Below are 22,003 nucleotides of genomic sequence, written 5' to 3' on the forward strand. Positions count from 1 at the left end.
CTTTCGTGGTGCGGGCAGCCGGGGTCGAACCGGCACAGCGCTTGCGCGCCGAGGGATTTTAAGTCCCTTGCGTCTACCAATTCCGCCATGCCCGCTTGATCCAACGAGATCAGCCACTTAAGTCCCTTGCCGGCGGTCTGGAATTGGCATTTGCAGGCCGGAGGGGTGGTTCTTCCTTAGGCGAGCCGGCGGCACAAGGCAAAGCCTCAATCCGGACATCTGTTGTTGCTTTAGGCATTCTCAATCGACGGGGACTATTCATCCGGCATGTCAGCTTTGATCCAATATCGCCTGCGCCCGTGCTGCGTGGTCGCCGCGCTGCTCGCGGCCGACTTCGCGCTGTCCGGCTGCGCCGGCATGAGCGAGACGGTCGCTCCGGCCTTTGCCGATCCCGCCAAGTACGAATTGTACGATTGCAAGCAGCTCGAAGGCGAGCGCAAGTCGATCGCCAACCGCACCGGCGATTTGCAGAGGCTGATGGACAAGGCACAGACCGGCGCGGGCGGCGCCGTGGTGTCGGAGCTTGCCTATCGCAACGACTACATCGCAGTACGCGGGCAGGCGCAGATGGCCGATGACGCTTGGCGCCGCAACAAGTGCCGGGAAACGCCCCCCGAGGCGACGCCGGCCGCCGCGGCGCCCGCAGCCAATCCTGGCCCGATCAAGCCTGGCCCGAAATCGACAAGAGCCGTGCGCTGAAACGTCCTGACATCAGCGCCTCGCGTCAGGGCCGCCAGCCGTAGATCCAGTCCTGCCGTGCCAGCATGCGTTCCGGGCCGAGGGCGCGGACCGCAAGATCGCGCGCGAACGCGAGCGGCCCACTGAAATGATAGATGCGGCCCTGCTGCCGCGCGGTCCGCTGCACCCGCCGCACGCGCGCCTGGCGCGTCCGGCCGTATTGTCTCAGCGCTGCCGTGATGCCCGCGGTGGTCTCGGCGATCTCAGGGCTCAAATGCTGCGCGAGCACTGCGGCGTCCTCGATCGCCATGCCGGCGCCCTGGGCCGCAAACGGCAGCATCGCATGCACGGCGTCGCCGAGCAGCGCGACCGGGCCTTTACTCCAGGGGCAGTCGTCGGGGACGCCGAACAGCGCCCATTTCCGCCAGCTGTCGACTGTGCCGAGCATCATGCGCGCCGGCGGCGGCCAGCGCGGCGCGGCGAAGGCGTCCAGCACTTCGCGGGGATCGCCGGGCGTGCTCCAGCCCGGCCTGTTCCAAGTGCCCGGCAGCACCGCGACCACGTTGATCTGGCGTCCGCCCGCGATCGGGTAGGCGACGAGATGGGCATTCGGGCCCATCCAGAGCTGGACCCGGCGCGCTGTGTAGTCCTTCGGCAGTTGCGTGGCATCGAGCGTACCGCGCCAGGCAATCAGCCCGGAGAAGCGCGGCTGCACCTCGGGGAATAGATGCTGGCGCACCGTCGACCAGATACCGTCGGCGCCGATCAGCGCACTGGCGAGATCGCTGCGCCGGATCGTGCCGCTGCGATGAACCACCGTGAGCCCCTTGGCGTGAGGCGCGACGTCTTCGAAGGTCGCGCCGAGTTTCAGGTCGATATGGGGATGGTCGGAAACTGCGCCGGCGAGGGCGGATTGCAGGTCGGCGCGGTGCACCACCCAATAGGGGGCGCCGGCGCGCTCGGCGGCGGCTTCTCCCAGCGGCATGCGCAAAAGCTCACCGCCGGCCCGCGCGCTCATGATCGAGACTGCCTCCGGGATCACGGCGCGCAACTTGAGGCGCTCGGTGAGCCCGAGTTCGACCAGCACGCGGCTGGCGTTCGGGGAGAGTTGCAGACCGGCGCCGACTTCCTCGAGCCGCTCGGCCTTTTCCAGCACGATGATGCGGAAGCCGCGGGCCGCGAGCGCAAGCGCAGCCGTCAGTCCACCGATGCCGGCACCGGCGATGACAATCGTTCGGGAGAGCGCCACCCCTGGCCGATGGAAGCGGTCAGGCCACCTTGTCCTTCAGGACGCATTCCGGCGGACGGGCTTCGCCCGCCTTCAGGTCGGCGGCGAAACGGTACAGAGTCGAGCAGTACGGGCAGATGATCTCGTTGTCGTTGCCGAGGTCGAGGAAGACGTGCGGATGATCGAACGGAGGGTTGGCGCCCACGCACATGAACTCTTGCGAGCCGATCTCGATGACGGGGACACCGGCATCGTTGTGGAAGTGCGGGACGACATGGTCGGACATCGTACTCATCCTGGAGTGGCAATGGCGGCAGACACAATCACGACTGCCGCGGCATTATTAAGGCGCCGCGGACCATACTGGTGGGTGGAGATGATTGCTAGTCCAGCGGAACCGAAAGCTCCGCAATGCCCCATGCTCATTTGCTCATGCAAATTCGACACAATCTTGCGGCCTGAGAGAAGCCCTTCTTTCGTCGGGGACGTTGTGTCGCAATTTTGGCATACTATGTCTGTGGACGAGCGTAATTGCGACGAAAGACAACCGTTAGGCGTCAACGATCTCAGGACCGTCCAGGCTCTCCGCATGAAGTGGTTGCGAATCAGCACAGCGTTGACCGGTATCGCGGCATGCGGCTTCATGCTCGCGCAGGTAGCACCGCACGCCCGCGAGGCCGGGGCGATTCTGGCCGCCCAGGACGATCCCGCCGCGCTCTCAGAGATCAAGCTCGACGCGCTGCTGCGGCACAACGACCGCCTGATTCAAGACAACATCGAGGTCGCGCTCGCATCGGGCGATGCCGATCTTGCCGACAGTTTTGTCGCACTGGCGCGCGACCGCAACATCGCGCTGCCTGACGACCTCCCGAGCCGTGTCGGTGACGCGGTCAAAGCCGAAAACTCCACCTCGCATTTCGCAAAACGGTTTGCCGCCGGTCTCGTTACCGGCAACGCGGATGATGTTGCGAGCTTGTCGGGAACCGTGGCCGGCGATCTCTTCGTCATCGGCGACATCAGGGACGTCGTCCGCGAGGGCAAGCACCTCGCCATGGGCGAGGAGACCGATCGCCTGGTGCTGGGCCTTGCGGCCGCGGGTCTCGCGGTCACGGCCGTGACCTACGTCTCCGTCGGCGGTGCCGCGCCGGTTCGCGCCGGGCTGACGCTGGTGAAGGACGCGCGCAAGGTCGGCCGGCTCGGCGAGGGACTAGCGGCATGGGCCGGCCGGTCCGCGCGCGAGGTCGTCGATACGCCGATGCTCCAGAACGCGGTTGCCTCCGGCTCGGTGCTGCGGCCGGGCCAGACCTTGAGCGCGATCAAGGCCGCGTTCCGCGCCGAGAAGGCCGGCGCGCTGGTTCGGCTCGGCAAGGATGTCACGCGCGTGGTCGAGAAGACCGGCACGCGCGGCGCGATGGATAGCTTGCGCATCGCTGAAGGTCCCAAGGACGTCGCACGCGCGGCGCGGCTCGCGGAAGCGCAGGGCGGCAAGACGCGCGCGATTCTGAAGCTGCTCGGCCGCGGCGCGCTGCTGCTGATCGGCGGGGCGTTCAATCTTGCACTCTGGCTGTTCGGTGCGGCGTTGACGCTGCTCGGCCTGTTGTCCTCGATCAAGGCGACGACGGAGCGCCTGACCCAGGCCTGGTGCGATCGCAGACGGGCGCGGCGACTTCGCCAGGCGCGGATCGCCGCCGAAGCCGTTCTGGCAAGCCCTGCCGTCACGGCCTAAGATACCTCTTCCCCTCAAGATTGCGGAACTGATGATGCCGAGCTTTCACAACGGCGCCGTTGAAATTGCCTATCTCGACGAAGGCGAGGGCGATCCGATCATCCTGGTGCACGGCTTTGCCTCCAGCAAGAACGTGAACTGGGTCTATCCGACCTGGGTCTCGGAGCTGCGCAAGAACGGCCGCCGTGTCATTGCGCTCGACAATCGCGGCCATGGCGAAAGCGCAAAGCTCTACGAGCCCGCGCAGTACTCCATCCCGACCATGGCCGCCGACGTGCTCGCGCTGATGGATCACCTCGCCATCCCGCAGGCCGATCTCATGGGCTATTCGATGGGCGGACGGATGACGGCCTGGCTCTCCCTCAACGAGCCGCAGCGCCTGCGTTCGGCAATCCTTGGCGGCATCGGCATCGGCGGCCTGATCGAGGGCACCGGGCCCGGCGAGAACGTCGCGAAGGCGCTGGAAGCGCCCTCGCTCGACGACGTCTCCGATCCCGTCGGACGCACGTTTCGTGCTTTTGCAGACCAAACCCGTTCCGACCGCAAGGCGCTGGCCGCCTGCCTGCGCGGCACGCGCGATCTCATGACGAAGGACGAAGCCGCGCGCATCGACGTGCCCGTGCTGATCGCGGTCGGCAGCACCGACGACGTCGCGGGTTCGGCCAGCGCACTCGGTGCCATCATCCCGGGTTCGGAAGTGCTCGATATTCCCGGTCGCGATCACATGCGCGCAGTCGGCGACAAGGTCTACAAGACTGGCGTGCTCGATTTCCTCTCACGCCGCGCCTGAGGCGATGAGGCGGTTTCAGCTATCCTGAAATGTCTCGTTACAGTGGGCCATCCACTCCCTTCGGCAACCGTCCATTCCTGTACCTAGGGATCGGGGTTCGCTAAGGGCGCATATGAGACTCAGCTCGAAGCCACAGCTTTATCGAGGTCAATCGGATACTTGCAATTCCGATCCGTCCAACTGCGCACGGGCTCCGTCGGCGCGTCGCGCAGCCCGGTAACGGCCGGGCGACTGACCAATGTGCCGGTGAAACAACTTCGAAAACGCCGCTGCAGTCTCGTAACCGATCCGGTTGGCAATCCGTGCGATCGGTTCGTCGCTGGTTTCCAGCAGGAACGCCGCCTCCGCCATCCGGCGTTCGATCACATAACGTTGCATGGGCTGGCCCACGAGCCTAGTGAAGCGCGCCGAAAATGCCGAGCGGCCGAGCCCGACGCGACGGCCTAGGTCGCTCAGCGTCCAAAGCTGCTCCGGACTTTCGTGAATCAGCTTCAGCGCCGGTCCGATATGGGGGTCAGAAATGGCCCCGATCCAGCCGCCTTGCCCGGGACTGAGAGACGCGATCCAGCTTCGCAGCACCTCGACGAAGAGCACTTCCGTCAGTCGTGAAAGCGCGACGCCTTGGCCAGGACGCTCGAGCGCGGACTCGCTCATCATGCGGCGCAGGATGGCTTCAAGCCAACCACGGTCGGACGTCGGCTTCAGCAAGAGCACGGGTGGAAGCAACTCCAGCACGCTGCCAAACGTCGGCCGCGACACCGTGAAATTGCCGCAGAGCATGGTCGAGAGCGGCTTTGCACGGCTGCCGTGACGAACGAATCCGAGGCGTGGCGACGACCGTTCGATATCCACGATGCGCAAAGGCTCGGCCCGGCGATCCGAATAAAACACATGGGGCTCGCCACGTGTGATGACGACAAAATCGCCCCCGGTGATCTGGATTTCCTCTCCCCGTTCGAGCGCGAGGGTCGCTGAACCTTGGCTGAGATAGTGAAACAGGGCGTAGGGGCGCGCCGGCAACTCAAGATGCCAGGGATGGCCGAGCTCGAAGTGAAAGAGCAGCGTCCCGCCGAGACGAACCCGATCGAGCACCTGGGTGAGTATATCCATCCCCCGAGACTAGAACCGCGGACGATCGGACACAAGACACGGACGATTGGTCCCTATCGTCCGAGAGGTCCACGGAATACGTCATGCCACGGCGGGCCGACCGGACGTGCGGCAACCATTTCGCCAACGGCAGATGGAAGAACCGCGACCTTGCTGGAAACGCCTGTCCATTCCCCCGGACTACTTTCGTCCGACATGCCAACAGGAACAAACAATGCGAACTATTCTCCTCTCAGCCGCCACCGTCCTCCTGGCCGGAACGACGTTGGTCGGAGCCGTACATTCCGCCGAACTGCCCAAGGGGGCAGCGCACAACGTCGTGCTCGTGCACGGCGCCTTCGTAGACCAGACGAGCTGGCAGCCGGTTGCCGATATTCTCACCAAGAAAGGCTACAACGTCACGCTCGTCGAAAATCCACTCACTTCGCTCGCCGCCGACGTCGATGCGACCAAACAGGCGCTCGCGAAGCAAGCCGGCAGGACCGTTCTGGTCGGCCACTCATGGGGCGGCGTGGTGATCACGCAAGCCGGCAACGATCCCAAGGTTTCGGCGCTGGTTTATGTGTCCGCCTTTGCGCCGGAGGTCGGTGAATCCCTGGCGTCGCTGGCAAAGGCCGGTCCGCCGACCGAAGGCGGCAAGGCGATCCACCCCGATGCGAAGGGCAATCTGTACATCGATCCAAAGGTGTTTCCGTCAGCCGTCGCGGCTGACCTTCCTCCGGAGATCGCCGCGCACCTGGCCAACTCGCAGCTTCCGCTGAACCACGTTGCATTCGAAGCCCCGGTCGACGTTGCGGCCTGGCATGACAAGCCGACGTTCTACGTCATCAGCACGAAGGACAAAGTCCTCGCGCCCGAGGCCCAGAAGTCCTTCGCGGCCAGGATCCACGCCCAGACGACGGAAGTCACCGGCAGCCATGCCTCGCTCGTCGTCCATGCGAAGCAGGTCGCTGAGGTGATCGAAAAAGCCGCCCTCACGAGGTGACGGTGCCGCTCCCGGCGCTGTGGCGCCGGGAGCCCGCGCGCTCCCGCTCGACCATTTTAAGCCAGGCATCCGTAGAGTGCTGAAACGTCCTGACGACACTTCAGCTCACGGACGTGAACACCTCCAATCGCGGAACGCAACAAGTGTTGTCATGATGTGAGCGACGCATTGGAATGGACATTCCTGCATGTATAAGGCACTTCTTGTCACCCTCACTGCTGTGGCTCTTACCACCGTGTCTGCCGCGTCTGCTCCCGCCGTCAGCAGAGAGCCGCTGAATGCTGCGACGCTCAGCGCAATCAAATCGAAGTTCGGAAGGCTGATGAAATTGGCAAACAAGCATGATTTCAAGGCTCTGCATCGGATGTTCTGGCAATCGCCCTCGGCCCTTTTGGTGGCCAAGAGCGCGATCCCGTCCGAGGGAAACTGGGCCGGCTTTTGGGGTAACGCGGCGATTGATCAATAGCTGCATGATATCGGTAGCCCGGTCCGGTCGTACTCGAGCCAGATTTTTCGAAGCTCAGGGTTGTCGGCCTGACGCGCGACGTCGCCGAGTCCTATGTGCCGATGAACATCACCGTCTCTTATGCGGGGCAAGATGGAACAGCCAGGCCGTTTCTCATGATCAGCAACTGGCTTCGCGTCGGGAAGGACTGGAGGGTCGCTTCCGAAATCATTCTTCCGGTGCCGGCGGCACCGGCACAAAGAGCTAGCCGCGGAACGCCTCAGTTGTTGTACGGCACTGACCGTCTCGCACTTGGGTCCGTTTTCACGCAGCCGGCTGACTAACGGCTGGTCGTGCTCATGCCACCGCCCCGCCGCGTGTGCCGATTTGCGGGGGCGATGAAGGGCTCCAAACACCCTTGAGAACCAACGATGCGCTGGTCTTACTGGATAAACGCGATCGCTGCTCGGACGAAACCAGGCACGATGGCGCTTCACCCCAATCTCACCGCGCTTTGCTGTCTTCCCCAAGGCGGCGCGCCAGCGCCATCAGCACGGTGAAGGTCGCAACCCACACCATCCGCGCGCCATAGCGGTCGTGCGGGCCGGAGATCACGCCGCAGATGAAGGCGTTGCCGAGCAGCGCCAGCGTGATGGTCGCCGCCAGCAAGGTCAGGTCGTCGAGCCGGCGGTTCGCGAGGGCATGCGCCAGCAGCGCGACCAGCGCCAGCATCGAGGCCAGCGCGACGGGAACGTGCAGCCAGTTGATGGTGTCGAAATCGAGTCCCCAATTCTGCTGGCGCGCGGCGCGCATCGGCGCGGCCTGCGAGGGGACATAACGTTCGATGATGCCGCGGGTGTGCGGGATCCAGCCATTGGTGCCTTCGCCGGTCGCCACATGCAGCAATTGCTGGCCCAGCGCCTGCAAGGCCGCGCCGGCCTGCCAAGCCGGATAGTCGGCGAGCGAACCCACGACGATGGTGCCCATCTCGTCGTTCATGCCTTCGAAGCGGCCGAGCGTGTTGAACATGCTCTTGCCCCACAGGAATTCGTCGGCGCTCGCCGGCAATTGGTCGCGATAGGGGCAGAGCTTGAGTTTTTCGCGTGGGCAATGGTCATTGAGATAACGCGCAACGATGCCGTCCTGCATCATGCGGCCGAAGGCGACGCCGGTGCCGCCGGGCGTCCATGTCCACTTGCCCGACAAGGCATGGTTCGCCGACACCAGCATCAGGCCGCCAGCGAGGATGGTGAGGCTCGCTTGGGCCAATCCGGCGATCGGAAGCCGGGGCCCCAGCAACGGCCGCGCCATCCAGCCGGCGATGCAGAGCCCGAGCAGCACGCCGAGCGTGGCGCTGTGGGTCGCGGCGGCAAAGGCCGTGAAGACGAACAGCGAGATTTTTTCGAGCGCCGAGGTCCGCGGCCCGCCGACGACCAGCAGGAATAGCGACAGCACCGACAGGCCTGCAAAAATGTCGGTGAGCAGCATGCTCGCAAGCCAGGGCAGCGCAGTCGACAGGATCAGGAGCAGGCTGATCACGACGAAACGGAACGTCTGCATCATCGAGAGCACGCGCAAGGTGAGTTGCAACAGCCACAGCGTGGCCAGCGACTGGACCGCGAGGTTGATCCAGAACCCTGAACTTTCGCCATAGTGCAGATAGATGCCGAACACGGTGGAGCGGCTCGGGACGAGATAGCCCTCGTACCAGCGCGCCAGATAGCCTCCGGTATCCCATTGCAACAGCGGATAGCGGTTCCAGAATGCCGGCGCGATCAACAGGAGCGGCAGGGCGATGGCGGCGAGCCGCAGCCAGAGTGAGCCCGCGGCGCCCGCGCGCGCATGATCGGTGGTGATGGTCAAATCCGCTCCGTCCTCACTCGGACCATGCCCGCAATTACCGTTGAGGCGGAATTCACCAATAGTTTGACGCCGCCCGGCTTGAATTTGGCGAAACCCTGACCATTTTGAGCCGACCTTGCCGCCCGGGGTGTCGGAAGAAACTGTTGTGATTCAACGCGTTGGCATGCCCCCGCCGGGCAACGCACTGTTCACTCTCAGGCAAGCCCGTCAGGACTTTGTCGCCTAGACTGTGTTATAGAACCAGTGAAACGAGCCAATTCGAAAGAGCAGATCTCATGGCAGTGCATCAGGTCAATCCGGGAGGAAAGCTTGCAACGCTTGATCCGATCTGGGATCGGATCCGCGGCGAAGCGGAGGACATCGTCCATCGCGAGCCGGAGCTTGCGACCTTCATCTATTCGACGGTGCTGCATCACAGCCGCCTGGAAGATGCGGTGATCCATCGGGTCGCCGACCGGCTCGATCATTCCGCGCTGTCGGGCGATCTCGTGCGCCAGACCTATGACGAGGCGCTGCGCGACGATCCCGATCTCGGCAACGCCTTCCGCGCCGATCTCGTCGCCGTCTACGATCGCGACCCCGCGACCTCGCGCTTCATCGATCCCTTGCTCTATTTCAAGGGCTTTCACGCCATCCAGACCCACCGCCTCGCGCATTGGCTCTATCTGAAGGGCCGCAAGGATTTTGCGTATTATCTGCAGAGCCGGGCGTCTGCGGTATTCCAGACCGACATCAATCCCGCCGCGCGCATCGGCCGCGGCATCTTCCTCGACCACGCCACCGGCTTCGTCTGCGGTGAGACTGCGCTGATCGAGGACGACGTCTCGATCCTGCATGGCGTTACGCTCGGCGGCACCGGCAAGGAGAACGAGGACCGCCATCCGAAAATCCGCCACGGCGTCCTGATCGGCGCCGGCGCGAAGATCCTCGGCAACATTGAAATTGGTCGTTGCGCGCGCATCGCGGCGGGCTCGGTCGTGGTCAAACCGGTGCCGCACAACGTGACGGTCGCAGGCGTGCCTGCCAAGGTCGTCGGCGAAGCTGGCTGCGCCGAGCCGTCGCGCACCATGGATCAGATGATCAACGCCATGGGACTCTGAGATGGGCCTCTGAGGCGGGCCTTCGAGCTTGTCGGAAGGGGCGGATTTTCCGCCCCTTTCGTCCAAAAATTCTTTGGCAATTCATGCTGGCGGTTGGTCGCGTCTCGTCCTAAAACCCGCGCCAACCCAGATTTCGATTGGAGACTTGCCGTGGACGTCAAGGAAGTTAGGAAGCTCGACGCGTATTTGAAGCGCGTATTCGGCAATCCCAAGATCCGCGTCGTGCCGCGGCCAAAGAAGGATGATTCCGCCGAGGTCTATATCGGCGAGGAATTCATCGGTGTGCTCTTCGTCGACGACGAGGACGATGATCGCTCGTTCCAATTCCAGATGGCGATCCTCGAGGACGACCTCGTCGACCAGGAATAGTTCGGCGATCGTCTCGCTCAACGGGGCCGCGCGGGCGCGGCTCCATGCCTTTGCTTTCTTGCAAGAACATATTTCTGCAAGGGTGATGTTCAGCTCAGGTCGTGCAGGTCTTTTCCGGGGGGAGGTGTCAGACGAAACGTCGAGAATACGACTTCTAGCCCCGCCCGTTCGGGTGTGCAGGCCATCGGTCCCACAAGGTAGGAGTTTGCTTTAGGAAACGCCGCCAGCCGCATGAGGGGCCAGGATTTGCCGTCGGCCGAAACTTGCAGACGAAGGACACCGTTGGCGATGGTCGCGCGGACCCAGAAGTCGCTGGCATTATGCTCATAGGGTGCTGTCGCCCAGTCTGATTGCCCGTTTGTCAGCACGCTCGCGAGCATAGCGCGGCCATCTGACAATTCGATTCCGGCTTTGACCCAATGATGCGCGTCGAGGCGCACCATGATGCCCGCCTGATCATAGAGCGCCCGGAAATCGCCCTGAACACGCAAATCTGCGGTGAATGCTTCGCCTGTCGGAAAGCCCAGGAAATGTCCGCTATCGCGATTGAAGCCGTAATGGGTTTCGCGCCAGAAATCGGTGGCCTTGTCCGTGAGGATCCGCAGGTCATCACCCTTTGCCGCCCATCGCTGCGGTTCATTTAGCCACACACCGTCACTTCTGCGGAGAATCATGACTAACCTCTGTCGCGGATGCCTGCCGGTTCGGTCCGTGAGTCGGACGAGCACGGCATCGTGCATTGAGATGAAAAGGCAATGTAGCCGAGATTGCTTCGCTTCGCTCGCAAGGACGAGCAACAGCTTCGCCGCCGCCCCATCCTGACACCATACGCGCGAAGCTGACTTCGAAAAATACGAAGCATTACAGGAGCTTGGCTACTGTGCATGGGGTTGTTTTCGCAGTTTTTGTTTTGGAGGCGCAGGTCGCGCGGTCGCGTTCAGCCCTTCGGGCCGCGCAGCTGCGCCGTCAGCTTCTCCATCGCTTCCGCCGTATCGCGCCACTGCGACAGCCAGCTGCGCGGAAAGCGGAAGGTGAGGTCGGCGCCGCCGACGCGGCGTTCGGCGAGGCACATGCCGGGCGTCGCACCATCGCGCGTGCAGCGCGCGGTCAGCGCGGGACTTGCGGCAGAATAGAGATCCTCGGTGCCGTAAGGCGTGTCAGCGCGGAATATCCGCATCGTCAGCCCATCCTGAGGCATTGCCGCGGCCTGGTCGAGATAGCGTGGATAAATCGTGGCGGTGCGCTGCTCGGGCGAGAGCGCATCGCGATGTGCGGCGATCGACAGGAAGATGCGGTCGATCGGCTGCATCGCCGCATCCACGCTATCGGCGGTGACGTGCTTCGGCGCGCCCGGCGGCTCCAGCGAAGGGTACAGGAAGTCGAGATCGATCCGCTCCTGTGGCCCGGAGTGGCGCTGGATCTTCATGCGGATCGCGTTGGTCGGCAGGTTGAACAGCGTGCCGCCGACGCTCACCGGCAGCTTGTCCGGGGCGTTCGCGCCGCTCGGCCCCCAGGTCGGCCACAACAAATAGGCGACGAGCGCGACGGCGCACACCGCGGCAATGCCGCCGAGCACGATCGGGACGACGTGGGCCCGGGTGCGCACCCGGGGAGATTGAGGGGAAATTGCCGAAAACACCGTCATGAGCCGCGCGAATGAGCCGGAAGTCGGCCGATGGCCGACGAATCAGCGGCGAATATGCCACGTGGTGGCGATTTCGCGGAGCGTTGGCCGGCTGCAGGGAAGGGAGAGAGGCCTGCGTGGAACGGCTGGCGGCGTTAACCTTCCCTTAAGGATAATGTAGCGTTAACCGGCACTCTTTGTCACAGGAAGGTACCTCGCGTTGCGTAAGGGCGGACTGTTCCGATGACACCTGAAGCTCTCAACACATTCTTCTCGATCGGCATTGGTTTCGCGCTCGCGGGAGCGCTCGTGAGCGGATACCAGACGGTCGCACAGCGGCCGGCCGGCTTCGGTCTGTTGCAGGACGGCGTGGCGCCGAAGACCTTCGCGGCGGTTCCGTTCCTGGTGTTCGCGGCGCCTTTCATCATCATGCGCAATACTCTGCGCGGCAGGCAGGTGGAGAGCCGCCGCGTCGAATTCGTGATGATGGCGACCGTCATCGCCGGCTTCTGGAGCATGATGAGCGGCACCTTCTTCCTGATGACGCTCCGCGCGGCCGGCGTTCTGGTCTGATGCGCGCCGCTGTAGGGCTGCCTGCGCGGCGGCCCTTTGCGTCAAGGCCGCCGTTTCGCTATGGCTGGGGTTGACGCGACAGGAGACCCTCATGGCGATCTACGAGCTCGACGGGCAGGCGCCCGACCTTCCCGCCGACGGCAACTACTTCATCGCGGAGACCGCTACCGTGATCGGCCGCGTGCGCCTGAAGCCGGGCGCGAGCGTCTGGTTCGGCGCGGTGCTGCGCGGCGACAATGAGTGGATCGAGATCGGCGAGGGCGCCAACGTGCAGGACGGCTCGACCTGCCACACCGATCTCGGTTTTCCGCTTCAGATCGGCAGGAACTGTACGGTCGGGCATAACGTCATCCTGCACGGCTGCACCATCGAGGAGGGCGCACTCGTCGGCATGGGCTCAATCGTGATGAACGGCGCCAGGATCGGGCGCAACAGCACCGTCGGCGCCGGCTCCGTCATCACCGAGGGCAAGGAGTTTCCCGAACGGTCCCTGATCATCGGCTCGCCGGCGCGGGTGATCCGCACGCTCAACGATGCTCAGGTGCAGAAGATGGGGAGTGCTGCGAAGTTCTACGTCGCCAATGGACCGCGCTTCACAAAGGGCCTCAAGCGGATCGGGTGAACTCAGCTTCCTTCGGACTCGCGCGCTTCTATTGCGCTTGCGACCTTCTCGTGCCCCGCGGACCATAGGGCATGCTCATCGCTACCGTCCTGGTACGGATTGGCTTCCGCCGGAATGTTTTTACGCGCCGCGCGTTCGCCTTCTGCAAAAGCATCGCGATCGTTCATCGTGACTGCGCCTTTCTGTTTGCGGAGCAGAAGATCAGCTTGCGCGTGATCGTGCCCGCCTTCCCGGTTTCAAGCTGATGCGACGGCATTTGTTCCGGAACCGGTCCTTGCTGCGGCGGTTGATCGGCGAAGGAGAATTTCAATGGCCAGATTGCCTATAGCCCGTTCAATCAAGACCGTGATCGTGATCTTCGCCCTTGTTCCGGTGCCGGCCGCATCGTTCGCGCAAGCCACCGGCGGCTCCACAGGATCGGCCGGAGGTGTCGCCAATTCTCCGGCTCCCGCGCCAGGCACCAACAGTCTGGGGACCGCCCAATCGTCCGGTGCGAATGCACCCGGCGTCACCACTGGGACCGGCGCAGGTGGGTCCACCGACGCCGCCGTCAACGCCGAGAACCGGCTGCTCGACAAGAAGCTCAAGAGCATCTGCCGCGGCTGCTGACGCTCGCGGGGAAGTGAGACAGTGAGGCTGTCAGGAACGCCTCAAGCCGATTAGCTTGGTCCTGCTTTGGAGCGTGGAGGGTATCCACGCAGAGGATCGAGTGATGATACGGAAGATGATGTTGACGGCGCTGGCTGTGGTGGCGGTTGGGTCGTCGATGCCGCAGGCGGCACAAGCGGGCGGTCACGGCGGCTGGGGTCATGGCGGCGGTGGCTGGGGCCGTGGTGGCGGCTGGGGTCATGGCGGCCACTGGCATGGCAGTGGCTTCTGGCCAGGCGTCGCCATCGGTGCCGGTATCGCCGGCGCAGGTTACTACGGCGGGTATTACGGCTACGGCCAACCGTATTACGGCAATCCATATTACTATGGTACCCGATACGATGATGGCGGTTATGGCGGCTGCTACGTTGTGCGGAAGCGCGTCATGACGCCAGCGGGCTGGCGCATCCGCCCCGTGGATGTCTGCGAATAGACGGCGGTACCCGTCAAAAAACAAGGCCGTTGACGCAATATACCGTCAACGACCTTGCCAGCCCCGGACATTGAAATCGGCTCACGCCATCCGGTAACGGCGAGCATCGCTTGGAATCACACGGGCGAATGTGATCCAGTTCACAAGTCCAAAAATTTAAGGGTGGCGGCGCCGGCTGCTCAGCCGCGCGAGCGCTTGCGTGCACTGGCATGGACACGATGCCGTGCAGGTTTCCTGCGGGTAACTGAGGGAGTCTCCGCCTCGCTCGCCCGGGCGCTGGCAAAGGATTGCCGCAGGCCATCGATGGACTCGTTGAGTATCGTGACCTGCTCGGACAGACGCTTGGTGTCGGCCTGCTGGAATGCGAGCAAGCGCTTCACACTCTGGAGCTGGTCTTGCACGACCTGGAGCTGGTCAATCGATTCCTGCTGGGTTGCCTCCAGCCCCTTGGTCTTCTCGACCAGCTGCTCGGATGCCTGTGCGGTGCGAGCCTGCAGCTGCCGCGACGCCACCACCCGGTCGGTCTCAGGGGCCGCACCGGTATAGGCACGCCAGATCGCGATCGAGGTCACCCCCGCGATCAGGAGCAGGAGCGCGGCGGCGGTCAGCGCGATAGGCTGGGTGCCAAGGCGAAAGAGGGGATGGGACCGTGTGTCCTCTGCGAGATCGATCATCGCTGACAAAACCCAAATTGAAACTTGGTGAGTGGCGAAGACCGGCAACCTGAGGTTACCGGGGCGTCCCGAAAGCGTTACGTGTCGGCAAGGAATGGGACCAAAAAGAGGCTAAGAGCAAAAAAACCAACAATCAGGATGCCTTAGGGCATCCGTGCCCCCGTCAGAGGCAGAGATCAGGGCTGAAACAGCGAAAACGGACCGGAATAGGTCTTCGAGCGCGGCGCCGCGTAGGGCCCGAGCCGGGAGGTCTTCAGTCCCAGTCGCACCAGTGATTCTGCCAAGGTCACCGCGGCGGCGACGCCGTCGATCACGGGCAGGCTGTGCGTGGCGGCGAGTTCATTGGCGAGATCGGCCATGCCGGCGCAACCGAGCACGATGGCCTCTGCGCGATCGTCGCGGATCGCGGCCGTGATTTCCGTAGAGATTTTTGCGAGCGCATCGGTGTTGCGCTCCTCGAGCGCGAGCACCGGCACCTCGGCGGCGCGGACGCGCGCGCAGCGTTCGGCGAGGCCGTATTTCCGCAAATTATGCTCGATCGGCACGATGGAGACACCGAGCGTCGTCACCACGGCGAAGCGCGCGGCAATCAGGCTCGCCATGTGGAAGCCGGCCTCGCCAATGCCGATCACTGGTGCCCTTGCCGCAGCGCGCGCGGCGTCGAGGCCGGTGTCGTCGAAGCAGGCGATGACATGCGCATCCGCGCCGTCGCGGTCGGCCTCGCGGATGCAGCCGAGCATGCCCGGCACCGCGAACGCCTCGTCGTAAAATCCCTCGATCGAGACCGGGCCCATCGTGGGCTGGCGCGCATCGATCACGGTGTCGGGCAGGGCGACCGCGCGCGCGGCAGCGGCGATCTTCACCGTCATGGACGCAGTGGTGTTGGGATTGACGACGTGAAGCCGCATCGGATCAGACAAGCCCCTTCTCAGACAAGCCCTTTGCCGGCGTCCGAGCCTTTGGCCGCCTGTCGCTTGTTGAGCATGTGGATGGTGCCAAGCGCAAGCGCGATCACCGTGAACGAGACGGCCGAGATCACGGTGCCGAGCGCATAGATGTCGGGGTTCGTCACGGTGGTGGTGAGGCCCTGGAGATCGAGAGGCAGCGTGTTCACCGCCCCGATCGCCTGGCTGGAACGCGCGAGTTCGTCCCAGGACAGTGTGAAGCCGAACAGTCCAATGCCGATCACGGAGGGCAGGATGATCGGCAGCACGACATGACGGAACGCCTGCCACGGTGTCGCACCGAGATCGCGCGCGGCTTCCTCGAGCCTGGGATCGAAGCGATTGAAGATCGCGAACATGATGAGAAGGCCGAACGGCAGCGTCCAGGTCAGATGTGCACCGAGGCCCGAGGTGAGCAGACCCATCGAGGTCTCGAAATTCTCGTTCCAATGCGCCTTGATCAGATCGTCGATGATGCGGAATTCAAGCGAGATGCCGAGCGAGGTGATGATCGAGGGCACGATGAGGCTCGCGATCGCGGAGTAGAACAGGATGCTTTGCGCCTTGAACTTGCGGCGAAACGCCATGCCCGCTGCGACCGACAGCACGACGGTGACGATCATCACGATGATGCCAAGCAGCAGCGAACGGCGGAAGGCGGCGCCGAGATCGACGATGCCGGTGCCCTGGAACAATTTTGCGATCCAGAAAGTCGATACACCGTTCATCGGGAAGGTGAGGCCGCCCTGCGGTCCCTGGAACGACAGCACATAGATCGCGATCATCGGGCCGTAGAGGAACAGCGTGTAGGCCGCGAAGAAGATCGCGAGCACGTAGAAAGAGCGCGGGCGTCCTTCCTTCATGCTCTAGAGCTCCTTCTTGATGTCGACGATACGCGACATCATGGTGATGATCAGGAACGTGATGACGAGCAGGATCACGGCATTGGCCGCTGCTGCCGGGAATTGCAGCGCATTCACCCGCGTCTCGATGATCTTGCCGGCGGCCGCGATCTGCTGCCCGCCCATCACGCCGATGGTGATGAAGTCGCCCATCACGATGGTGATGACGAAGATCGAGCCGATCACGATGCCGGGTTTTGCCAGGGGAATGATGACGTTGACGAGCGTCTGGAAACCGGTCGCCCCGGCGTCATAGGCGGCCTCGATGAGCGATTTGTCGATGCGAACCATTGAGTTGAAGATCGGCACCACCATGAAGAAGGTGAAGAGGTGCACCAGCGCCAGCACCACGGAGAATTCGGAGAACAGCAGCCATTCAACGGGATGGTTGATCAGCCCCGTCTTCACCAAGCCTGAGTTGACAAGGCCATTGCGCCCGAGCAGCGGAATCCAGGCGATCATGCGGATCACGTTGGAGGTCCAGAACGGGATCGTGCAGAGCAGCGACAGTCCCATCTGCCAAGTTTTCGACTTGACGTGAAAGGCGAGGAAGTAGGCGACCCAGAAGCCGATGAAGAGTGTGATGACCCACACGATGAAACAAAGCTTCAGCGTCTTCAGATAAGTCTTGGCGATCGTGCAGAGATCGGGGAGCTGCGCGATGCAGCCCTCGAACGTGTCGGTGTAGCCGCGGCCCGAGAAGGCCGGCAGCAACTGGTATTCGTTGTAGTCCCAGAACGAGACGATGACGACGAAGACGAGCGGGATCAGGAAGAAGGCGAGGAACACCAGCATCATCGGCCCGGCCTGGAGCCAGGAGATGAAGGAGGGTGACAGCCGCGCCGCTTTGCTGCGGCGCGCCGTCTCCGATCCCCGGACCAGGTCCGGAGATGCCTGTTGCAAAATGTCCTCCGACGTGTCCATCAGATTACGCCGCGATGAACTCGTTCCACTTGCGGACCATGTAGTCGTTCTCGTCCATCACGGCGTTCCAGCACGCGACGCTGCCCATGCGGTCCTCGTAGGAGCCGCCGTCGCGCACGGCGCCAGCCTTCTCGAGCAGCGAGCCGTCGGGCGCCTTGATGTCCTTCTCGGCCGCCTTGCCTTCCATCCAATAGGCCCACTCGTAAGGCTCCATATGCGCCTTCGCGGTGGAGAGCACGGCCGAGTAGTAGCCCTGGCGGTTGAGATAGGCGCCGGCATAGCCGGACAGGAACCAGTTGACGAACTCATAGGCCCATTCGAGCTTCGCACCCGAGACGCCCTTGGAGACGCAGAAGCCGGAGGCCCAGGAGCGATAGCCTTCCTTGAGCGGCTGGAAGGTGCAGGCAATCCCCATCGAGCGGACCTTCGTCACCGCCGGCGACCACATCGACTGGATCACGGTCTCGCCCGAGGCCATCAGGTTGACGCTCTCGTTGAAGTCTTTCCAGAAGGCGCGGAACTGGCCCGCCTTCTTGGCCTCGGTCATCACCTTCATGGTGAGATCGATCTCTTCCTTGGTCATGTTGCCCTTGTCGGCATATTTGTACTTGCCGGTGGCTTCCACGACCATCGCGGCATCCATGATGCCGATCGAGGGGATGTTGAGGATCGAGGCCTTGCCCTTGAACTCGGGGTTGAGCAGCTCGGCCCACGAGCTGATCGGACGCTTGATGATATCGGGGCGAATGCCGAGCGTGTCGGCGTTGTAGACGGTCGGGATCAGCGTGACGAACTCGGTGGCAGACGTCGCGAACTTCTTGGAGTCCTTGCCTTCGAGATAGAGCACCTTCCAGGGTGCGGTGCCCTGGCCGCCGATCTTCTTGCCGCCGGGCGTGACGCCCTTGGTGAAGACCGGCGTGATGTTGTCGAATTCCTTGATCTTCCTCGCGTCGAGGGCAAGGATGTTGCCCGACGGCACGATCTTCTTTAGCGCGAAATATTCGGTGTCCAGCACGTCGAAGGAATTCGGCTGGGTCATCACGCGCTTGGTGACGTCGTCGGTGGTCGCGGTGATATATTCGATCTTGATGCCGGTGTCCTTCAGGCACTGCTTGGAGATCTCGTCACCCTCGTTCACTGCGGTGCCGAGATAGCGCAGCACCTTCGGCTCGGCCGACATTACATAGGGAAAGCCTGTGATGGCGCCGGAGCCCGCGGCAAGTCCGGCGAGACCCGCGGTGCTCTTCAGTAGCGTGCGGCGGCTAAGGCCCTTCTTCCTGGTCGTTTCGGTCATATCACTCACTCCTCTGTTGCGCATTCCGGTGATTGATCGGCGCTATTGCAGACGTTGCGCCTTGGCGGGATCCCAGATGGCCAGCACGCGATCGCCCGGCCGGAACTGGTGGACGTCGAAGGCGGCCTCGGGAAGGTGGGAAAACAGGGCGGTCCCGTCGTCGAGCGTGAGCGAGACGGCGATGTAGGAGCCTTGGTACTCGGTCTGGGTCAGTAGCGCGGGCGCGCCGAGGGCGCCGTCAGTGAACGGCGCGATGCCGAGCTGATCGGCGCGCACGGCGATGAGTTTGCCTGCGTCGCTGAGGACGTTGTGACCGCCGATGAAGCGCGCCACGAATTCGGTGCGGGGGTGATGGAAGATGTCGCGGGCGCTTCCCTGCTGTTCGATCCTGCCCTGGTTCATCACCACGATGTGGTCGGCCAGCGCCATCGCCTCTTCCTGGCCGTGCGTGACCTGAACGAAGCTGATGCCGAGCTCGCGCTGCAGCCGCTTCAATTCGCCCCGCATCTTCACCCGCAGGAACGGATCGAGCGCCGAGAGCGGCTCGTCGAGCAACAGGATCTGCGGCTCCGTGATCAGCGCGCGGGCGAGCGCGACGCGCTGCTGCTGGCCGCCGGACAGCTGTGCGGGGAGGCGGGCCGCATAGGGCGTCATCGCCACCAGCTCGAGCAACTCGCCGGCGCGCTTGTGCCGCGTCGCCCGGTCGATGCCGCGCATTTTCAGGGCAAACGCCACGTTGTCGAGCACGGTGAGGTGCGGAAACAGCGCGTAGGACTGGAACATCATCGCCGTGCCGCGCTTGGCGGGTTCGAGATCCGTGACGTTCTGCGGACCCAGGATGATGTCGCCTTCGCTGACGGCCTCGTGGCCGGCGATCATGCGCAAGGTCGAGGTCTTGCCGCAGCCGGAGGGGCCGAGCAGGCAACAATAAGTGCCGGCCGGGATTTTCAGATTGACGGTGTCGACCGCCAGCGTCGTGTCGTAGCGCTTGGTGACGGCGACCAGTTCGAGGGCGGCGGGAGTGGCCATGGCGTGTCCGGGGCGAGGGCGATGCTGCGCCTCTCTCCGCAAGGTCCATGCCAATCGCGCTTGAATCGTTCTCGGCCGGCCGAATTCCAAAACAGTGCAGCGGAGTCAGATCGTTAGATCGAATCCCACGGGCTTGGGCGGTTCGCTGCCTTCGCAGTTGCGTGCACACAAAACAGGCGCGGATTGTATAAAGTTTCGCCTGTGATTGGATACAGCTGGTCGATTAGGATTCAACGCCCTCGTCGACGATCGAGTCCTCACCCCCATGGCCGTCAAGTCCCGACCGAACTCCGACGCGCCAGATGCGAGCGATCGCGTCAGCCGCATCCGGGAAGGTGTGACTGCGGCGATCCTCGAGCATCGCCTGTTGCCCGGCACGAAACTCGGCGAGGACGAGATCGGCGAGATCTACGGAGCAAGCCGAACGCTGGTTCGCACCGCGCTGCAACAGCTCGCGCACGAGGGCATCGTCAACATCGAGAAGAACCGCGGCGCCTTCGTCGCGCGGCCGACGCCTGCGGACGCCCGCGAAGTGTTCGAGGCGCGCCGCCTGATCGAGCCGACAATCGTCGATCACGCCGTTGACGCGGTGTCGCCGGCCTGGATCGGGCGTCTCCAGCGGCATCTTGCCGAGGAGCGCGAGGCGGAGCTGCGTGGCGATGCGCGTGCTTCGGTCCGCCTCTCCGGCGACTTCCATCGACTCGTCGCCGAGATGAGTGGCCACAGCATCTATCTTGGTTTTCTCAAGGAGCTGATCGCGCGGTCCTCGCTGATCATCCTGCTCTACCGCCGGCACGACACGCCGGCCTGCGGCACCGATCATCACGCCGGAATCGTCTCCGCGATCCGCAAATGCGACAGGGAGGCCGCGCGCGCGCAGATGTTGTCGCATCTGAACGAGATCGAGGCCGAGCTGTTTCTGAAGGATCCCGCCGCTGACGAGTTGCGACTCGCGGACGTGCTCGGGGTCTGAGCTCAACGAGGCGCGTCCGCACCCGGCTGGGCGCGACGGCGGCTATTGCGGCTCTAATCCGAGAGTCTTGATCGACTCGAGCCAGATCGGCCCTTCCTTTTCGTAGAGCGCAATCGAGGATGCGCGATCCATGGCCGGCTGGTCGACGCCGAAGGCATCGAGCAGCTTCTGCACGCGCTCCGTCTTGCCGCCTTCGACCATCAACTTGGCGAGCATGTCGATCCGGTCTGCCGGCATCGCAGCGGGCGCCACCAGCGCGGTAAAACTGATGAGCTGGAAGACATTGCCCGTGACCCCTTGCTCGGCAAATGTCTTGGTTTCGGGCAGCTTCTTCATGCGCACTGGTGTCGGCACGGCAATCGGGCGGCCGATGCCGGTATCGAGCACCGGTAGCGCAGCCTGATAGCTGCCGACGGCCGCCTGGATCACCCCCGCGGCCAGATCCTGCCACATCGGCGCTTCGCCGCGGTAATGCACGATGGAAATGTCGAGACCGAATTGCCGGTTGAGCTCGGCGATCGCAATATGTGCGAACGAGCCGATGCCGTACGAGCCGGCCGTGACCTTGTTGCCACGTGCGTACGCGACGAACTCTTCGATCGTCTTTGCATTGGTGGCGGAATGGACCACCAGCGGCAGATGCCCCGAAGGCGTCATCGCGACGATCGTGAAATCCTTGTCCGGATCATAGGCCAGCGATTTCAACAACAGCCGGTTACCGAGCAAGGTGGACGAGATCGTGTACATCAGCGTGTAGCCGTCGGCCGGGGAATCCTTCACCGACTGTGCCGCCAGCGCACCGCTGGCTCCGGTTTTGTTTTCGACAATGACCGGCTGGCCAAGCTTCTGCGAGATATAGTCGCCATAGGCGCGGGCGAAGGCATCGGTGATGCCGCCTGCCGGCGTGGAGACGACGATCCTGATTGCCCGGGTCGGCCAGGCTTCGGCCAAAGCCGTTTCAGAAGCGGCCATCGTCAGGCATGCCATCGCGGCAGCCCAAATTCTCGCGGATGTCCGCACTTCGGCCTCCCCTTTTCCCTGTGTCATTGGGCAGCCGGCAGCCGCCGCA

25 protein-coding genes, 1 tRNA gene and 1 pseudogene are annotated in these 22,003 nt (G+C 63.5%); 12 read left to right on the forward strand and 15 right to left on the reverse strand.

Translation table 11 applies throughout. The features are described from left to right. Positions 1–6: 6 nt before the first annotated feature. Positions 7–95 (reverse strand) — tRNA-Leu (locus tag ACIPUD_RS18885). Positions 96–267: 172 nt separating this feature from the next. Here ACIPUD_RS18885 and ACIPUD_RS18890 point away from each other — a divergent pair. Beyond that, positions 268–699 carry a twin-arginine translocation pathway signal gene (locus ACIPUD_RS18890; protein WP_085351108.1) on the forward strand — a complete coding sequence of 144 codons (432 nt, stop codon included), beginning with the start codon at positions 268–270 and terminating at the stop codon, positions 697–699. A 25-nt stretch (positions 700–724) separates the two neighbouring features. On the opposite strand, the gene ACIPUD_RS18895 is transcribed toward ACIPUD_RS18890, so the two are convergent. Then, the gene (locus ACIPUD_RS18895) at positions 725–1,927 is read right to left on the reverse strand and encodes an FAD-dependent monooxygenase (RefSeq protein WP_085351109.1); all 1,203 of its coding nucleotides are present in this window, start codon (positions 1,925–1,927) and stop codon (positions 725–727) included. 19 nt (positions 1,928–1,946) lie between these two features. Then, the gene (locus tag ACIPUD_RS18900) at positions 1,947–2,192 is read right to left on the reverse strand and encodes a zinc-finger domain-containing protein (protein WP_007602543.1); all 246 of its coding nucleotides are present in this window, start codon (positions 2,190–2,192) and stop codon (positions 1,947–1,949) included. A 303-nt stretch (positions 2,193–2,495) separates the two neighbouring features. On the opposite strand from ACIPUD_RS18900, the gene ACIPUD_RS18905 reads away from it, so the two are divergent. Beyond that, positions 2,496–3,632, forward strand: a complete 1,137-nt coding sequence (locus tag ACIPUD_RS18905) for a hypothetical protein (protein WP_317246138.1) — start codon at positions 2,496–2,498, stop codon at positions 3,630–3,632. 34 nt (positions 3,633–3,666) lie between these two features. Continuing rightward, positions 3,667–4,422: an alpha/beta fold hydrolase gene (locus ACIPUD_RS18910; protein WP_026232923.1), complete on the forward strand. Its 756-nt coding sequence runs from the start codon at positions 3,667–3,669 to the stop codon at positions 4,420–4,422. Positions 4,423–4,569: 147 nt separating this feature from the next. On the opposite strand, the gene ACIPUD_RS18915 is transcribed toward ACIPUD_RS18910, so the two are convergent. Then, the gene (locus ACIPUD_RS18915; protein WP_446481309.1) at positions 4,570–5,532 is read right to left on the reverse strand and encodes a cupin domain-containing protein; all 963 of its coding nucleotides are present in this window, start codon (positions 5,530–5,532) and stop codon (positions 4,570–4,572) included. 214 nt (positions 5,533–5,746) lie between these two features. Here ACIPUD_RS18915 and ACIPUD_RS18920 point away from each other — a divergent pair, with 214 nt between their 5' ends. Then, positions 5,747–6,517, forward strand: coding sequence for an alpha/beta fold hydrolase (locus ACIPUD_RS18920; protein ID WP_026232924.1), 771 nt, complete (start codon positions 5,747–5,749; stop codon positions 6,515–6,517). A 187-nt stretch (positions 6,518–6,704) separates the two neighbouring features. Continuing rightward, a pseudogene (locus ACIPUD_RS18925) lies at positions 6,705–7,306 on the forward strand (hypothetical protein). Between the two features lie 160 nt (positions 7,307–7,466). Here ACIPUD_RS18925 and ACIPUD_RS18930 read toward each other — a convergent pair. After that, positions 7,467–8,825: a hypothetical protein gene (locus tag ACIPUD_RS18930; protein WP_247361961.1), complete on the reverse strand. Its 1,359-nt coding sequence runs from the start codon at positions 8,823–8,825 to the stop codon at positions 7,467–7,469. Positions 8,826–9,100: 275 nt separating this feature from the next. Between ACIPUD_RS18930 and cysE the strand changes: the two genes are divergently transcribed. Then, complete coding sequence (gene cysE / locus ACIPUD_RS18935; RefSeq protein ID WP_446481310.1) at positions 9,101–9,925, forward strand: serine O-acetyltransferase; 825 nt, start codon at positions 9,101–9,103, stop codon at positions 9,923–9,925. Positions 9,926–10,075: 150 nt separating this feature from the next. Beyond that, positions 10,076–10,294, forward strand: coding sequence for a DUF3126 family protein (locus ACIPUD_RS18940; RefSeq protein WP_007602550.1), 219 nt, complete (start codon positions 10,076–10,078; stop codon positions 10,292–10,294). 89 nt (positions 10,295–10,383) lie between these two features. On the opposite strand, the gene ACIPUD_RS18945 is transcribed toward ACIPUD_RS18940, so the two are convergent. Next, positions 10,384–10,968 (reverse strand): DUF1349 domain-containing protein, encoded by a 585-nt coding sequence (locus ACIPUD_RS18945; RefSeq protein WP_247361963.1) that lies wholly within the window; start codon positions 10,966–10,968, stop codon positions 10,384–10,386. Between the two features lie 263 nt (positions 10,969–11,231). After that, positions 11,232–11,939, reverse strand: coding sequence for a hypothetical protein (locus ACIPUD_RS18950; protein ID WP_085351113.1), 708 nt, complete (start codon positions 11,937–11,939; stop codon positions 11,232–11,234). Positions 11,940–12,161: 222 nt separating this feature from the next. Between ACIPUD_RS18950 and ACIPUD_RS18955 the strand changes: the two genes are divergently transcribed. Together ACIPUD_RS18955 and ACIPUD_RS18960 are read left to right on the forward strand one after the other, a co-directional pair. After that, the gene (locus tag ACIPUD_RS18955; RefSeq protein ID WP_007602553.1) at positions 12,162–12,491 is read left to right on the forward strand and encodes a DUF6949 family protein; all 330 of its coding nucleotides are present in this window, start codon (positions 12,162–12,164) and stop codon (positions 12,489–12,491) included. A 91-nt stretch (positions 12,492–12,582) separates the two neighbouring features. Beyond that, positions 12,583–13,113, forward strand: a complete 531-nt coding sequence (locus tag ACIPUD_RS18960; protein WP_446481311.1) for a gamma carbonic anhydrase family protein — start codon at positions 12,583–12,585, stop codon at positions 13,111–13,113. A 2-nt stretch (positions 13,114–13,115) separates the two neighbouring features. Here ACIPUD_RS18960 and ACIPUD_RS18965 read toward each other — a convergent pair whose 3' ends face one another. After that, positions 13,116–13,280 carry a ribosome modulation factor gene (locus ACIPUD_RS18965; RefSeq protein ID WP_247371639.1) on the reverse strand — a complete coding sequence of 55 codons (165 nt, stop codon included), beginning with the start codon at positions 13,278–13,280 and terminating at the stop codon, positions 13,116–13,118. A gap of 142 nt (positions 13,281–13,422) precedes the next feature. On the opposite strand from ACIPUD_RS18965, the gene ACIPUD_RS18970 reads away from it, so the two are divergent. Together ACIPUD_RS18970 and ACIPUD_RS18975 are read left to right on the forward strand one after the other, a co-directional pair. Beyond that, a complete protein-coding gene (locus ACIPUD_RS18970) occupies positions 13,423–13,722 on the forward strand; it encodes a hypothetical protein (RefSeq protein WP_247335619.1) in 300 nt (99 codons plus the stop codon). Positions 13,723–13,825: 103 nt separating this feature from the next. Then, entirely contained in the window at positions 13,826–14,194 is a 369-nt protein-coding gene (locus tag ACIPUD_RS18975) for a hypothetical protein (RefSeq protein WP_247335622.1), read from the forward strand. Positions 14,195–14,373: 179 nt separating this feature from the next. Here ACIPUD_RS18975 and ACIPUD_RS18980 read toward each other — a convergent pair whose 3' ends face one another. From ACIPUD_RS18980 to ACIPUD_RS19005, 6 genes are all read right to left on the reverse strand, one after another. Then, a complete protein-coding gene (locus ACIPUD_RS18980) occupies positions 14,374–14,868 on the reverse strand; it encodes a hypothetical protein (RefSeq protein WP_247335625.1) in 495 nt (164 codons plus the stop codon). A 176-nt stretch (positions 14,869–15,044) separates the two neighbouring features. Continuing rightward, positions 15,045–15,776, reverse strand: coding sequence for an aspartate/glutamate racemase family protein (locus ACIPUD_RS18985; RefSeq protein WP_085361723.1), 732 nt, complete (start codon positions 15,774–15,776; stop codon positions 15,045–15,047). 20 nt (positions 15,777–15,796) lie between these two features. Then, on the reverse strand, positions 15,797–16,675 hold the full coding sequence (locus ACIPUD_RS18990; protein ID WP_085396140.1) for an ABC transporter permease: 879 nt from the start codon (positions 16,673–16,675) through the stop codon (positions 15,797–15,799). A 3-nt stretch (positions 16,676–16,678) separates the two neighbouring features. After that, positions 16,679–17,638 carry an ABC transporter permease gene (locus ACIPUD_RS18995; RefSeq protein WP_018455339.1) on the reverse strand — a complete coding sequence of 320 codons (960 nt, stop codon included), beginning with the start codon at positions 17,636–17,638 and terminating at the stop codon, positions 16,679–16,681. A gap of 4 nt (positions 17,639–17,642) precedes the next feature. Then, positions 17,643–18,932: an ABC transporter substrate-binding protein gene (locus ACIPUD_RS19000; protein WP_446481312.1), complete on the reverse strand. Its 1,290-nt coding sequence runs from the start codon at positions 18,930–18,932 to the stop codon at positions 17,643–17,645. A 42-nt stretch (positions 18,933–18,974) separates the two neighbouring features. Next, entirely contained in the window at positions 18,975–19,961 is a 987-nt protein-coding gene (locus ACIPUD_RS19005; RefSeq protein WP_446481313.1) for an ABC transporter ATP-binding protein, read from the reverse strand. A 265-nt stretch (positions 19,962–20,226) separates the two neighbouring features. Here ACIPUD_RS19005 and ACIPUD_RS19010 point away from each other — a divergent pair, with 265 nt between their 5' ends. Continuing rightward, the gene (locus ACIPUD_RS19010) at positions 20,227–20,934 is read left to right on the forward strand and encodes a GntR family transcriptional regulator (protein ID WP_085396146.1); all 708 of its coding nucleotides are present in this window, start codon (positions 20,227–20,229) and stop codon (positions 20,932–20,934) included. Positions 20,935–20,976: 42 nt separating this feature from the next. On the opposite strand, the gene ACIPUD_RS19015 is transcribed toward ACIPUD_RS19010, so the two are convergent. Beyond that, positions 20,977–21,906: a Bug family tripartite tricarboxylate transporter substrate binding protein gene (locus ACIPUD_RS19015; RefSeq protein ID WP_247299768.1), complete on the reverse strand. Its 930-nt coding sequence runs from the start codon at positions 21,904–21,906 to the stop codon at positions 20,977–20,979. Positions 21,907–22,003 lie beyond the last annotated feature (97 nt).

The organism is Bradyrhizobium sp. CAR08 (assembly GCF_052871955.1).

Excerpts from the sequence above, each read along its gene's own strand:
- ACIPUD_RS18890 (WP_085351108.1), top strand. The coding sequence starts at position 268 with ATGTCAGCTTTGATCCAATATCGCCTGCGCCCGTGCTGCGTGGTCGCC.
- ACIPUD_RS18900 (WP_007602543.1), bottom strand. The coding sequence starts at position 2,192 with ATGTCCGACCATGTCGTCCCGCACTTCCACAACGATGCCGGTGTCCCC.
- ACIPUD_RS18905 (WP_317246138.1), top strand. The coding sequence starts at position 2,496 with ATGAAGTGGTTGCGAATCAGCACAGCGTTGACCGGTATCGCGGCATGC.
- ACIPUD_RS18910 (WP_026232923.1), top strand. The coding sequence starts at position 3,667 with ATGCCGAGCTTTCACAACGGCGCCGTTGAAATTGCCTATCTCGACGAA.
- ACIPUD_RS18915 (WP_446481309.1), bottom strand. The coding sequence starts at position 5,532 with ATGGATATACTCACCCAGGTGCTCGATCGGGTTCGTCTCGGCGGGACG.
- ACIPUD_RS18920 (WP_026232924.1), top strand. The coding sequence starts at position 5,747 with ATGCGAACTATTCTCCTCTCAGCCGCCACCGTCCTCCTGGCCGGAACG.
- cysE (WP_446481310.1), top strand. The coding sequence starts at position 9,101 with ATGGCAGTGCATCAGGTCAATCCGGGAGGAAAGCTTGCAACGCTTGAT.
- ACIPUD_RS18945 (WP_247361963.1), bottom strand. The coding sequence starts at position 10,968 with ATGATTCTCCGCAGAAGTGACGGTGTGTGGCTAAATGAACCGCAGCGA.
- ACIPUD_RS18950 (WP_085351113.1), bottom strand. The coding sequence starts at position 11,939 with ATGACGGTGTTTTCGGCAATTTCCCCTCAATCTCCCCGGGTGCGCACC.
- ACIPUD_RS18955 (WP_007602553.1), top strand. The coding sequence starts at position 12,162 with ATGACACCTGAAGCTCTCAACACATTCTTCTCGATCGGCATTGGTTTC.
- ACIPUD_RS18960 (WP_446481311.1), top strand. The coding sequence starts at position 12,583 with ATGGCGATCTACGAGCTCGACGGGCAGGCGCCCGACCTTCCCGCCGAC.
- ACIPUD_RS18965 (WP_247371639.1), bottom strand. The coding sequence starts at position 13,280 with ATGAACGATCGCGATGCTTTTGCAGAAGGCGAACGCGCGGCGCGTAAA.
- ACIPUD_RS18970 (WP_247335619.1), top strand. The coding sequence starts at position 13,423 with ATGGCCAGATTGCCTATAGCCCGTTCAATCAAGACCGTGATCGTGATC.
- ACIPUD_RS18975 (WP_247335622.1), top strand. The coding sequence starts at position 13,826 with ATGATACGGAAGATGATGTTGACGGCGCTGGCTGTGGTGGCGGTTGGG.
- ACIPUD_RS18980 (WP_247335625.1), bottom strand. The coding sequence starts at position 14,868 with ATGATCGATCTCGCAGAGGACACACGGTCCCATCCCCTCTTTCGCCTT.
- ACIPUD_RS18985 (WP_085361723.1), bottom strand. The coding sequence starts at position 15,776 with ATGCGGCTTCACGTCGTCAATCCCAACACCACTGCGTCCATGACGGTG.
- ACIPUD_RS18990 (WP_085396140.1), bottom strand. The coding sequence starts at position 16,675 with ATGAAGGAAGGACGCCCGCGCTCTTTCTACGTGCTCGCGATCTTCTTC.
- ACIPUD_RS18995 (WP_018455339.1), bottom strand. The coding sequence starts at position 17,638 with ATGGACACGTCGGAGGACATTTTGCAACAGGCATCTCCGGACCTGGTC.
- ACIPUD_RS19000 (WP_446481312.1), bottom strand. The coding sequence starts at position 18,932 with ATGACCGAAACGACCAGGAAGAAGGGCCTTAGCCGCCGCACGCTACTG.
- ACIPUD_RS19005 (WP_446481313.1), bottom strand. The coding sequence starts at position 19,961 with ATGGCCACTCCCGCCGCCCTCGAACTGGTCGCCGTCACCAAGCGCTAC.
- ACIPUD_RS19010 (WP_085396146.1), top strand. The coding sequence starts at position 20,227 with ATGGCCGTCAAGTCCCGACCGAACTCCGACGCGCCAGATGCGAGCGAT.
- ACIPUD_RS19015 (WP_247299768.1), bottom strand. The coding sequence starts at position 21,906 with ATGGCCGCTTCTGAAACGGCTTTGGCCGAAGCCTGGCCGACCCGGGCA.